This window comes from Mycobacterium palustre (assembly GCF_002101785.1).
GTDB classification, from domain to species: Bacteria; Actinomycetota; Actinomycetes; order Mycobacteriales; family Mycobacteriaceae; genus Mycobacterium; species Mycobacterium palustre.
In genome coordinates, this window is the sequence record NZ_LQPJ01000075.1 from 17,000 (window position 1) to 28,289 (window position 11,290).

At 71.7% G+C, this 11,290-nt stretch carries 12 protein-coding genes and 2 pseudogenes; 6 read left to right on the plus strand and 8 right to left on the minus strand.

All coding sequences use genetic code 11. From position 1 onward, the window contains the following. Positions 1-11: 11 nt before the first annotated feature. A complete protein-coding gene (locus AWC19_RS07585) occupies positions 12-947 on the plus strand; it encodes a cobalamin biosynthesis protein (RefSeq protein ID WP_085077456.1) in 936 nt (311 codons plus the stop codon). A 417-nt stretch (positions 948-1,364) separates the two neighbouring features. On the opposite strand, the gene AWC19_RS07590 is transcribed toward AWC19_RS07585, so the two are convergent. The 4 genes and pseudogenes from AWC19_RS07590 to AWC19_RS07600 form a co-directional block, all read right to left on the minus strand. Beyond that, complete coding sequence (locus AWC19_RS07590; RefSeq protein WP_085077457.1) at positions 1,365-2,183, minus strand: SURF1 family cytochrome oxidase biogenesis protein; 819 nt, start codon at positions 2,181-2,183, stop codon at positions 1,365-1,367. Further along, on the minus strand, positions 2,183-2,674 hold the full coding sequence (locus tag AWC19_RS07595) for a low molecular weight protein-tyrosine-phosphatase (RefSeq protein WP_085077458.1): 492 nt from the start codon (positions 2,672-2,674) through the stop codon (positions 2,183-2,185). The genes AWC19_RS07590 and AWC19_RS07595 overlap by 1 nt, the downstream gene beginning before the upstream one ends. Next, positions 2,667-2,885, minus strand: a complete 219-nt coding sequence (locus tag AWC19_RS31555) for an HAD hydrolase-like protein (protein WP_372508639.1) — start codon at positions 2,883-2,885, stop codon at positions 2,667-2,669. Before AWC19_RS31555 ends, AWC19_RS07595 begins: the two co-directional genes overlap by 8 nt. Positions 2,886-2,895: 10 nt before the next feature. Then, positions 2,896-3,342: pseudogene (locus tag AWC19_RS07600) on the minus strand (HAD hydrolase-like protein); the annotation flags it as partial. A gap of 75 nt (positions 3,343-3,417) precedes the next feature. On the opposite strand from AWC19_RS07600, the gene cobC reads away from it, so the two are divergent. Genes cobC through AWC19_RS07625 form a run of 5 tightly spaced genes read left to right on the plus strand, consistent with a single transcriptional unit; the run spans position 3,418 to position 8,012 of the window. Further along, positions 3,418-4,449 (plus strand): Rv2231c family histidinol phosphate aminotransferase CobC, encoded by a 1,032-nt coding sequence (cobC, locus tag AWC19_RS07605; protein ID WP_085077459.1) that lies wholly within the window; start codon positions 3,418-3,420, stop codon positions 4,447-4,449. After that, complete coding sequence (locus AWC19_RS07610) at positions 4,446-5,573, plus strand: Nif3-like dinuclear metal center hexameric protein (protein ID WP_085077460.1); 1,128 nt, start codon at positions 4,446-4,448, stop codon at positions 5,571-5,573. The genes cobC and AWC19_RS07610 overlap by 4 nt, the downstream gene beginning before the upstream one ends. Continuing rightward, positions 5,570-6,307 (plus strand): zinc ribbon domain-containing protein, encoded by a 738-nt coding sequence (locus AWC19_RS07615; protein ID WP_085077461.1) that lies wholly within the window; start codon positions 5,570-5,572, stop codon positions 6,305-6,307. Before AWC19_RS07610 ends, AWC19_RS07615 begins: the two co-directional genes overlap by 4 nt. Continuing rightward, entirely contained in the window at positions 6,304-7,410 is a 1,107-nt protein-coding gene (locus AWC19_RS07620) for a bifunctional RNase H/acid phosphatase (protein ID WP_085077462.1), read from the plus strand. Before AWC19_RS07615 ends, AWC19_RS07620 begins: the two co-directional genes overlap by 4 nt. Before the next feature lie 20 nt (positions 7,411-7,430). Next, positions 7,431-8,012 (plus strand): TetR-like C-terminal domain-containing protein, encoded by a 582-nt coding sequence (locus AWC19_RS07625; protein WP_085077463.1) that lies wholly within the window; start codon positions 7,431-7,433, stop codon positions 8,010-8,012. A 3-nt stretch (positions 8,013-8,015) separates the two neighbouring features. Here AWC19_RS07625 and AWC19_RS07630 read toward each other — a convergent pair whose 3' ends face one another. The 4 genes and pseudogenes from AWC19_RS07630 to AWC19_RS07640 all read right to left on the minus strand — a co-directional run. Then, entirely contained in the window at positions 8,016-9,224 is a 1,209-nt protein-coding gene (locus tag AWC19_RS07630) for a cytochrome P450 (protein ID WP_245848813.1), read from the minus strand. Further along, complete coding sequence (locus AWC19_RS07635) at positions 9,221-10,324, minus strand: amidohydrolase family protein (RefSeq protein ID WP_342743785.1); 1,104 nt, start codon at positions 10,322-10,324, stop codon at positions 9,221-9,223. Before AWC19_RS07635 ends, AWC19_RS07630 begins: the two co-directional genes overlap by 4 nt. 92 nt (positions 10,325-10,416) lie before the next feature. After that, positions 10,417-10,941: pseudogene (locus AWC19_RS30435) on the minus strand (amidohydrolase family protein); the annotation flags it as partial. After that, positions 10,935-11,290: amidohydrolase family protein (locus AWC19_RS07640; RefSeq protein ID WP_158090847.1), on the minus strand; the 356-nt coding region annotated here is incomplete at its 5' end. The gene AWC19_RS07640 and the pseudogene AWC19_RS30435, both read right to left, overlap by 7 nt.

Below are 11,290 nucleotides of genomic sequence, written 5' to 3' on the forward strand. Positions count from 1 at the left end.
ACGCTGCGGGAATGGTTGCGACGAGGCGGCGGGCCCGCATCGCCGGAGTGCTGGTCGGCTACCTTGCCGACCTCGCCGTGGGCGATCCGCAACGCGGTCACCCCGTGGCGTTGTTCGGCCGGGCGGCCTCGCGGTTGGAGCGCTTCACCTACCGCGACAGCAAGCTCGCCGGCGCGCTGCACGTGGTCCTGCTGGTCGGCGTGGTAGCCGTCCTGGGCGCGGCGGCCACGCCGCGGGGGCGGTTGCGGTCCGTCGTGGCCATGGCCGCGGCCACCTGGGTCTCGCTGGGCGGCACGTCGTTGGCGCGCACCGGCCTGGAGATGTGTCGGCTGCTGGAGCGCGGCGACGTCGCGGCCGCCCGGGGGCTGCTGCCGTCGCTGTGTGGGCGCGACCCCGCCCGCCTCGACGGCGCGGGCCTGGCCCGGGCGGCGCTGGAGTCCGTCGCGGAGAACACCTCCGACGCGCAGGTGGCGCCGCTGCTGTGGGCGGCCGCGGGCGGGGTGCCCGCGGTGCTGGCCTACCGCGGCATCAACACGCTCGATTCGATGGTCGGTTATCGCTCGCCTCGTTACGCCCGATTCGGTTGGGCTGCAGCACGATTGGACGACCTGGCCAATTATGCCGCGGCCCGGGTGACCGCGGCGCTCGTCGTCGTGTGCGCGCCGCTGGTGTCCGGGTCGTCGTCGGCCGCCGTGCGCGCCTGGTGGCGCGACGCCGCCCGCCACCCCAGCCCCAACGCCGGTGTGGTGGAGGCGGCCTTCGCCGGGGCGCTGGGCGTCCGGCTCGGCGGTCCCACCCACTACCACCACGAACTGCAGATCCGGCCCACCCTCGGTGACGGCCTGCCGCCCACGGTGGCCGACCTGCGCCGCGCGGTCGCGCTGTCGCGGGCGGTGCAGGCGGCGGCCGCGCTGCTGGTCGGGTTGGGTGTGTTGGTGGGGCGCTGAGTGTGGGTGGGGCGGTTCACTCAACGCCAGAGACCAGCCGCCGACTGAAATTGTCCACATTAAGTAGTTCTCCGGGCTCGCCGGGGCGGTGGGTGTGTTGGTGGGGCGCTGAGTGTGTATGTACGGCGCTGAGTGTGTATGTACGGCGCTGAGTGTGCATCTACGGCCTTGAGTGTGCATGTGGGGCGGGAGAATCGCGTTCTCCGCGCCCTCAGTTCACACGGAAAGCCCTCAGTTCACACCGAAGGCCCTCAGTTCACACCGAAGGCCCTCAGTTCACACCGAAGGCCCTCAGTTCACACGGAAGGCCCTCAGTTCACACCGAAGGCCCTCAGTTCACATGGAAGGCCCTCAGTTCACACGGAGAGCCCTCAGTTCACACCGAAGGCCCCTCACTTCACACCGAAAGGCCCTGAACTACCGGCGGCGGCCGTAGCGGTCGGCGAGCTTGTCCTTGACGGTCGCAGGGGCTGCCGGAGCGCCAGCGGCGCGTTGCTTTTCCTCGCGGCGGACACGCATCTCCGAGTACACGAAGTAGCCCAACCCGATCGGCGCGAGGATGCCGAACGAAATCCATTGGATCCCGTAGGAAAGGAACGGCCCGGCGTCCAGATGCGGCACGCCGATCACGCCGAGCCCGCCGGGTTGGTTCTCCACCAATTGCAGGTACGACCCGGCTAGCGGGACCTTCATCAACCTCGAAACCTGCTGGGTGTTGATCGAATACACCTGCTGCACACCGTCACCGATAAACGGATCCTTGCCCGCCACGCTCGGCTCGGAGTCCCGCAACCGCGCGGTGATGGTCACCGTCTCGGCCGGCGGCCTCGGAATCGCGGGAACGCGCGAACCCTGTTCGGGTCGGACATAGCCGCGGTCGACCAGCACGGTGGGCCCGTCGTCGACGACGAACGGGGCCAGCACCTCGAACGCCGGATCGCCCTCGACCACCCGCAGCCGGGCCAGCACCTGTGCGTCGGGCAGGTAGTGCCCGGTCGCCGTCACCCGCCGCCACTGCGCGCCGGGTGCCGACGACTCCTGGCGCGGCAGCAGCGTTTTCAGCGCGACGGGCGGGGTGTTGAGAGACGTCTCGATCTGGTGGTTCTCCCGCGACGTCCTGGTGTTTTTTCCCAGCTGCCAGGGCGCGAGCACCATGAAGCACAGATAGGTGAAAGCGATGACCACCAGCGCCAGCGCTATCCAGCCCGGGCGCCGCAGGAAAGCCAGGCGGCGCATCAGCGCTGTCCGTCGCCCGCGAGCCGCTCGTCGACCCAGGCGTGCAGCCCGGGCAGGGCGGCCTCGATGACGGCGAGGACAGCCTCGAAGTCTTCGGCGTCGCCGTAGTACGGGTCGTCGACGTCAAGGGGGTGCGAACCCGAGCGCGGGTCGAACGACCGCAGCATCCGGATCCGGTCGGCATCGACGCCCAGCTGCCGCAACATCCGAACGTGGTTGCGGCCCAACGCCACCACCAGGTCGGCCGAGAGGTGGTCGTCGTCGAGCTGGGCGGCGCAATGGTCGGTGGAATAGCCGTGGGCGCGCAGCACCCGGGTGGCCCTGTCGTCGGCGCAGTCCCCGACGTGCCAGTTGCCGATGCCGGCGCTGGTCACCCGCACCGCGTCGCCCAGACCACGGCGGCGCAGCTGGTCGGCGAACATCTTCTCGGCCATCGGCGAGCGGCAGATGTTGCCCGTGCAGACGAACGTGATGTGGAGCTTTTCAGACACCGAGCGCGCTCCGCAGCTCGTCGACCGTCGCGGCGTGCGTCACGCCGGTCAGGTGGTACCCGCCCGCGAAGTCGTCGCGGCCGTAGCCCCAGCCGACCACCACGGTGTCGATGCCGTGGGCCGCCGCGCCGTGCACGTCGTGGCTGCGGTCGCCGACCATCAGCACCCGCTCGGGCAGCGGCCGCAGCTGTTCCAGCGCGTGGGCGAGCACCTCCTCCTTGCTCTTGCGCGAGCCGTCCGGGGTGGCCCCGGCGACAACCCTCGAAGTGCTGATCGACGCCGAAGTGGGCGAGCACGCGCCGCGCGGTGGTCTCCAGCTTGGAGGTGGCCACGGCGAGCCGCACGCCGGCGGCGCGCAGGTCTTCCAGCAGCGGCTGGATGCCGTCGAACAGCGTGTTCATCGCCCAGCCACGGGTGGCGTACTCGGCGCGGAACGCCGCGATCGCCTCCTCGGCGGATTCGCCGAACATCGACCGGAAGGTGTCGTCCATCGGCGGCCCGACGATCCGCGCGGCCAGGTCACCCTCGGGCACCGGGGCGCCGACGTGGGCGAGCGCGTGCCGGAAACTGGCGACGATGCCTTCCGCCGAGTCGGTCAGGGTGCCGTCGAGGTCGAAGATCACCAGTTCGGCGGCCGGGTCCGGCAGGCTATGGCTATTGGGCGACATCGCGCTTGTCACCTCCCCATTGTCCTCGACGGACTTCCCGCCACACGCGCGAGGCGGCGCACTAGTGTTTCACGGATGGCGACTCTGAACCCGAGCCCGCCTGCGGCGGCCCGCTATCACGGCGATCAGGCGGTCGCGCCCGGGATGCTGGACTTCGCCGTCAACGTCCGCCACGCGCGACCGCCGCAGTGGCTGATCGAGCGGCTGGCCGCGCGGCTGCCGGACCTGGCGCGCTACCCGAGCCACGACGACGCGCGCCTGGCGCAGGACGCGGCCGCCGCCCGGCATGGCCGGGCCCGCGAGGAGGTGCTGCCGCTGGCCGGCGCGGCGGAAGGGTTCGCGTTGCTGGGAAACCTGCGCCCGTCGAAGGCGGTGATCGTCGCGCCGTCGTTCACCGAGCCGGCGGTAGCGCTGGCCGCCGCCGGGGTGCCCGTCGAGCACGTCGTCCTCGAGCCGCCGTTCGGGCTGGACGGCGTGAGCGTCCCCGACGATGCCGACCTGGTCGTGGTGGGCAACCCGACCAACCCCACCTCGGTGCTGCACGCCCGCGAGCGGCTGCTGGCGTGGCGCCGACCCGGCCGGGTCCTGGTGGTGGACGAGGCGTTCGCCGATTCGCTTCCCGGCGAGCCGGAGTCGCTGGCCGCCGACTCGCTGCCCGATGTGCTGGTGCTGCGCAGCCTCACCAAGACCTGGGCGCTGGCCGGGCTGCGCGTCGGATACGCCCTGGGCGCACCAGAGGTGTTGGCGCGGTTGAGCACCCAGCGCGCGCACTGGCCGGTGGGGACGCTGCAGCTGACCGCCATCGCCGCGTGCTGCGCGCCCGGGGCGGTCGCAGAAGCGGCGGCCGGGGCGGTGCGGCTGGCCGAGTTGCGCGCCGAGATGGTGGCCGGCCTGGCCTCGGTGGGCGCCGACCCGGTCGACGGCCGGGGCCCGTTCGTCTTGTTCCGCATGCCGGACGCCGCGCGCGTCCGAAGCGCTCTGGCGCGAAACGGGATCGCGGTGCGCCGCTGTGACACGTTCGTCGGCCTCGACGAGACCTACCTGCGGGCCGCGGTCCGCCCCGAATGGCCGTTGCTGGTGCGGGCGATCTCGGAGGTGTCGCGGTGAGCGTGCGGCTTTCCGACGTCATCGAGGTGCTGGACGAGGCGTACCCGCCGCGGCTCGCGGAGTCGTGGGATTCGGTGGGTCTGGTCTGCGGCGATCCCGACGAAGCGGTCGGCTCTGTGACCGTGGCCGTCGATGCGACGCCAGCAGTGGTCGAGGAGGTTCCCGAGGGCGGCCTGCTGCTGGCGCATCACCCGTTGTTGTTGCGGGGGGTCGACACCGTAGCGGCCGACACGCCCAAGGGTGCGCTCGTGCATCGGCTGATCCGAACGGGCCGTTCGTTGTTCACCGCGCACACCAACGCCGACTCGGCGTCGCCGGGCGTGTCCGATGCGCTCGCCGACGCGCTCGGCCTCGCCGTCGAAGGTGTCGTCGAGCCTGCGCGGGTCGCGGGTGATCTGGAGAAGTGGGTCGTCTACGTGCCGCGCGAGAACGCGGAAGCGGTGCAGGAGGTCATGTTCGAGGCCGGCGCCGGCCACATCGGTGACTATTCGCATTGCAGCTGGACCGTTGCCGGCATCGGGCAGTTCCTGCCGCACGAAGGAGCCTCGCCCGCGGTGGGCCGCGTCGGCAGCGTCGAGCGGGTGGCCGAGGACCGGTTCGAGGTCGTCGCGCCGGCGCGGGCCCGCGGGGCCGTCCTGGCGGCGATGCGGGCCGCCCATCCCTACGAGGAACCCGCCTTCGACATCTTCGCCCTGGTTCCGCCGCCCGGCGACGCCGGACTGGGCCGCATCGCCACGTTGCCGCGGCCGGAACCGTTGCGCGACTTCGTCTCCCGCGTCGACGCGGCCCTGCCGCGGACGTCGTGGGGAATCCGCGCGGCGGGGAACCCCGACGCGCCGGTGTCGCGGGTCGCGGTGTGCGGCGGCGCCGGGGACTCGCTGCTGGCCGCCGTGGCCGGCGCGGGCGTGCAGGCCTACGTCACGGCCGACCTGCGGCACCATCCGGCCGACGAACATCGCCGGGCCTCGGAGGTCGCCCTGGTCGACGTGGCGCACTGGGCAAGCGAATTCCCGTGGTGCGAACAGGCCGCCGGCGTGCTGCGGTCGCATTTCGGGGAGGCGCTGAGCGTGCGGGTGTGCGCGCTTCGCACCGACCCGTGGAACATTGGGGGAAGTCAGTCATGAAAGCAGAAGTGGCGCAGCAGCTCTCGTTGCTGGAGTTGTCGAAGCTCGATGCCGAGCTGTCGCGCATCGCGCACCGGTCGACCCATCTGCCGCAGCAAGAGGCCTATCAGCGGCTGCAGGCCGAGCACAACGCCGCCGCCGACCGGCTGGGTGCGCTCCGAATCGCGCTGGAAGACCTGGACGCCCAGGTGTCCCGGCTGGAGTCGGAGATCGACGCGGTGCGCCAGCGCGAAGAGCGCGACAAGGCGCTGCTGAAATCGGGTGCCACCGACGCCAAGCAGCTGTCGGATCTGCAGCACGAGCTGGATACCCTGGTTCGCCGCCAGGCCAGCCTGGAGGATTCCCTGCTCGAGATCATGGAGCGCCGCGAGGAGCTGCAGGCCCAGGCGAGCGCCAAGCAGGCGGCCGTCGAGGCGTTGCAGGCCGAGCTGCGCGCCGCCAAGGAGGCCCTCGACGCCGCCCTGGCCGAGATAGACCGGGCCCGCCAGGAGCATTCGTCGCGGCGCGACACCCTCTCGGCGGCGCTGGACCCGGCCCTGGCCGCGCTTTACGAGCGGCAGCGGGCCGGGGGAGGCCCGGGCGCCGGGCCGCTGCTCGGACACCGCTGCGGCGCCTGCCGGATCGAGATCGGCCGCGGTGAGCTGTCGCGGATTTCGGCCGCCGCCGAGGACGAGCTGGTGCGATGCCCCGAGTGCGGCGCGATCCTGTTGCGCGTCAAGGGTTTCGAGCAGTGAAGGTCGTCATCGAGGCCGACGGCGGGTCGCGCGGAAATCCCGGTCCGGCCGGGTACGGCGCGGTGGTGCGCAGCGCCGACCGCTCGACCGTGCTCGCCGAGTCCAAGCAGGCCATCGGCGTGGCGACCAACAACGTCGCCGAATACCGGGCCCTGATAGCGGGTTTGGAAGACGCTCTGCGAATGGACGCCACCGAGGCGGACGTCTTCATGGATTCCAAGCTGGTGGTCGAGCAGATGTCGGGGCGGTGGAAGGTCAAGCACCCCGATCTGATCGAGCTGAACGCCCAGGCGCGCAAGCTGGCGTCGCGGTTCGACCGAATCAGGTACGCGTGGGTGCCGCGGGCCCAAAACTCGCACGCCGACCGGCTGGCCAACGAGGCCATGGACGCCGCGGCCGGGATGGCGGAGGCGGCCGCGGCGCCGGTTGCCGATGCCTCGGAATCCGTTGCCGCCGAAGCCAAGACGTCACCCGGATGGACCGGTGCGCGCGGCACGCCGACCCGGTTGTTGTTGTTGCGGCACGGGCAGACCGAACTGTCGGCGCAGCGGCGCTATTCCGGCCGCGGCAACCCCGCGCTTACAGACGCGGGTCGGCAGCAGGCGGCGGCCGCCGCGCGGTACGTGGCGGACCGCGGCGGGATCGCCGCGGTGTACTCCTCGCCGCTGCAGCGCGCTTATGACACCGCGGCGGCGGCCGCCAAGGCCCTCGGCCTGGACGTCACCGTCGACGACGACCTGATCGAGACCGACTTCGGCGCATGGGAGGGGTTGACGTTCGCCGAAGCGGCCGAACGCGATCCGGAGCTGCACCGGCGCTGGCTACGGGACACCAGCGCCACCCCGCCGGGCGGCGAGAGCTTCGACGCGGTGCTCGACCGGGTGCTGCGGGTGCGCGAGCGGATCGTCGCGGCACACCGGGGCGCGACCGTCCTGGTGGTGTCGCACGTGACGCCGATCAAGATGCTGTTGCGGCTGGCGCTGGACGCGGGACCGGGCATCCTCTACCGGCTGCACCTCGACCTGGCGTCGCTGAGCATCGCCGAGTTCTTCAGCGACGGGCAATCATCGGTACGTTTGGTGAACCAGACGGGCTATCTTTAGGCGGTACGAGGGGGACACCGATGCAGCCGTCTCACACTCCCGACAACCCCATCCCCGCGGATGTCCGGGCGCGGGTGATGCCGGCGGCGCTCGACGAGTTAGCCCGTTGGGGCGTCGAGCGGTTCAGCATCGAGGCCCTGGCGGAGCGCCACCACCTCGATCCCGCGATGATCCACCGCTATTGGGGCAGCCCACAACGACTCATCGTCGATGCGGCCCTCGCCGATGCCGAAATCATCAGTACGGCCACCGACACCGGCTCGCTGCGCGGCGACCTGCTGGCGCTGGCGCGGAACTTGACCGGGCGGCTCAACACCGACGAGGGGCGCACTTTCGTGCGGGCGGTGGTGATGAACCGCGGTGGGCATCACGACGAGGCGACGCGAATGATGTTGTGGCGAGCGCGGTTTGCCGCGGTGCGCGGTGTCGTCGATCGGGCCAGGGAGCGCGGCGAATTGCGTGAGGGCGTCAACACCTTGGTCGCCTTGCAGATCGTCATGGCACCGTTGAACATCCGCGTGCTCTACTCCGACGCCCCCGTCGACGACCGCTACTGCGAGGCGGTCGCCGACATGGCCTGGCACGCGCTGGCCCGCAAGTAGACGCTAGGCGGGAGTGAACTCGACCGGCAGCGCCGCCGGCGAGCGGAACGCCACCCCCACCACGCGCGGCGCCGGCGTCGCCGGATCCAGCCGCAGTTCCGGCAGCCGGTCCAGCAGCGCGTCGATGGCCACCGCCGCCTCCATCCGCGCCAGGTGCATGCCCAGGCACAGGTGCGGGCCGCCGCCGAAGGTCAGGTGCGCGATGTTTTTGCGGGTGGGATCGAAGCGGTCGGGGTCGGGGTAGCGCGCCGGGTCCCGATTGGCGGCCGCGACGCTGACGCTGACGTGGGTGCCCGCGGGAATCGCGACCCCGCCCAGCTCGCAGTCGCGGGCCGCCTTGCGCACCACCGTCGTGATCGGCGGCTCCCAGCGCAGCGCCTCCTCGAAGGCGCCGCGCAGGCCGGCGCGATCGGCGCGCAGCGCGTCCAGCAGCGGCGGCTCGGTGAGCAGGGCGACCAGCAGGTTCCCCGTGGCGCGGTAGGTCGTTTCGACGCCGGCGGGCAGGATCAGCAGCAGGAATGCGAAGACCTCGTCGTCGGTCAGCCGCGCGCCGTCGATCTCCGATTCCGCCAGCATGCTGATCAGGTCGTCCTGCGGGTGGTGGCGCCGCTCGGCTAGCACCTCGCCGAAGTACTCCTTCAACGCCCGGGATGCGGCAAGCCCGCGGTCCCAGTCGTAGACCACGTTGAGCAGCTCGATGGACAGCCGCTGAAAGCGCGGGTAGTCCCGCCGCGGCAGGCCCATGATCCGCGCGATGACCTGCACCGGGAACGCGAAGGTGAATTCGCGGGCCAGCTCGGCCCGCCCGCGCGGCGCGAACCGGTCGATGAGTTCGTGGACCACCACCTCCACCAGCTCGACGCGCCACCGCTCGAGCAGCGTGGTGCGAAACGACGGGGACACCAGCGCGCGGCTGGCCCGATGCTCGGCGCCCTCGAGCTCGAGCAGCGTGCGGCCCATCACCGGGCCCATGATCTGGTCGTAGATCGACGAGGAGAAGGTGTCGGGGTGGGTGAGCACCGTCTGGCATTCGTCGTACCCCAGGACCGTCACGCCGGCGTCGCCGACCCGCCCGGAGCTGGTCTCGGCGAACAGGGTTCCCGCCATCACCCGGTGCCGCTCCCGGGCGTCGCGCAACCGCTCGTGCACGTTTTCAACCTGCATCAGCAGGCCGCCCTGCATTTCCGCGGGGTCGAATTCGTCGACGGTCACGACGCCGAAACCGTCACGGTGTCGCGGCCCGATCGAAGCACGGTGCCGGGCAGGGCGCCGGTGGCGACGCCGTCGTGGCAGACCTCGACGCCGCCCACCCACACCGAGGTGATCCCGCAGGCGTCGGCGACCAGCCGCGGGGCCCCGGCGGGCAGGTCGTAGCGCGTGCGCTCCGGTCCGTGGTCGACGGTCGCCGGGTCGAACAGCACCAGGTCGGCGTGCCAGCCGGGCGCGATCCTGCCGCGCTCGGTGAGCCCGTAGAACCGGGCGGGCACGTCGGTGATCAGCCGGACGGCTTCCTCGAGCGTCACCACCCGGTGCTCGCGGACGCCCTTGCCGAGTAGCGACGTCGTATAGATGGCGCCGCACATCATGTCGAGGTGGGCGCCGGCGTCCGACCCGCCGATCACCGCACCCGGGTGCCGCCACACCTCGGCGCGCGCCCGCCAGTCGTCCTTGTCGTCGCCGGTCAAGGGCGGGGTGAGCCCGGTGCGCAGCCCGTCGGCGATCACGATGTCCAGCAGCGTGTCGAAGGGCTCGCCGCCGCGGGCCCTGGCGACCTCGCCGACGGTGCGGCCCGTGGCGTCGGCGTTGGCCGGCGCGAACGTCTCGGCGATGACCAGCCGGTCCCACTGCGCCAGGCCGCGCAGCATGCCGGCCTCCTTCGAGGAGGCCCCCTCGGCCAGCCGGCGACGCACGTCGGGATCGGCGAGCGCCGCGAGCCGTTCGGGCACCGGCAGGTGCATGGTGTCGCGCCAGCCCGGCAGCCCGTCGAGCACGAAGCCGGACAGGAACGACAGCCGGATCTTCATGGCCTGCGGCAGGGTGAGCGCGACGACGCGGCCGCCGCGCCCGGCGGCGATTTCGGAGGCCCGCAATTGCTTGCGGTGTCCGTCCGGGTTGGCCGCCGAGACGCCCAGCAGGTTCCAGTTCAGCGGGCGGTCGGCGGCTTTCGACATGTCGGTGAGCAGCGCGATGTCGTCGTCGGTGAAGCCGGACAAGCAACCGGCGATGATGGCTTCGAGGGTGGTGCCGGGGTGCTCGCGCAGGCCGCCCGCCAGCGTGACCAGTTCGTCGCGGGACGCGCTGCGCGACGGCACCGGTTGGCCGGCGCCGTCGTTGTGGGTCGGCGACTGCGAGTCGACAGGCCGAGCGCACCGGCGTCCAACGCGTCGTGCAGTACGGCGAGCATCGTGTCGATGTGCCGTGGCGTGGCCTCGCCGCCCACGGCGTCGCCGCCCATCGCGGCCAGCCGCAGCGCCGAATGGCCAACCAGGAAGCCGGCATTGACGGCGATGCGGCCCTCCAGGCGGTCGAGCCAGTCGCCGAAGGAGGCCCATTCCCAGTCGAGCCCGGCCCGCAGCGCGTCCAGCGGCATGCCCTCCACGCGGGCGAGCATCCGGGTGAGGTAGTCGTGCTGGTCGGGCCCCGCCGGTGCGAGCGTGAAGCCGCAGTTGCCGCCGAAGACCGTGGTGACCCCGTGCTGCACCGACGGGCTGGCCGTCGGGTCCCAGAACAGCTGCGCGTCGTAGTGGGTGTGCAGGTCGACGAATCCCGGTGCCAGGGTCCGCCCTTGGGCGTCAACGGTTTTCGCCGCGATGTCATCGACCTCGCCGACGGCCGCGATGCGCCCGTCTTTGATGCCGACGGCGCCGCGCCGGGCCGGCGCTGCGGTGCCGTCGACGATCTGGGCGTCGCGGATGAGCAGATCTAACATGCGAGCCAACTCTCGTCGGGCAGCGGGTGGCGGAACAGCTGGGCCGCGTTGCGGTGGGTGATGCGCGCCGCGTCCTCGGCCGAGAGGCCGGCGACGTTGCGCGCCACCACGTGTTGGGTGTCGGGCCACGTCGAATCGGCGTGCGGGTAGTCGCTTTCGACCAGGATGCGCTCTGGGCCGACCGCGTCCAGCGCGCCGAACGCGTGCGGGTCGTCGATCGAGCAGAACCAGAAGTTGCGTCGCAGCACCTCGCTGGGCAGCAGGTCACCCCGCCACGCCCCGCCCTCGAGGCCCGACGCCGAGTGCGCCAGCACGTAGTCGGCGCGGTCACCGAGCATCGCCGCCCACC

What these genes read in the sequence shown, in the direction of transcription:
- AWC19_RS07590 (WP_085077457.1), bottom strand. Translation starts at nt 2,183, where the DNA reads ATGCGCCGCCTGGCTTTCCTGCGGCGCCCGGGCTGGATAGCGCTGGCG.
- cobC (WP_085077459.1), top strand. Translation starts at nt 3,418, where the DNA reads ATGGCGACTCTGAACCCGAGCCCGCCTGCGGCGGCCCGCTATCACGGC.
- AWC19_RS07625 (WP_085077463.1), top strand. Translation starts at nt 7,431, where the DNA reads ATGCAGCCGTCTCACACTCCCGACAACCCCATCCCCGCGGATGTCCGG.
- AWC19_RS07585 (WP_085077456.1), top strand. Translation starts at nt 12, where the DNA reads ATGGTTGCGACGAGGCGGCGGGCCCGCATCGCCGGAGTGCTGGTCGGC.
- AWC19_RS07615 (WP_085077461.1), top strand. Translation starts at nt 5,570, where the DNA reads ATGAAAGCAGAAGTGGCGCAGCAGCTCTCGTTGCTGGAGTTGTCGAAG.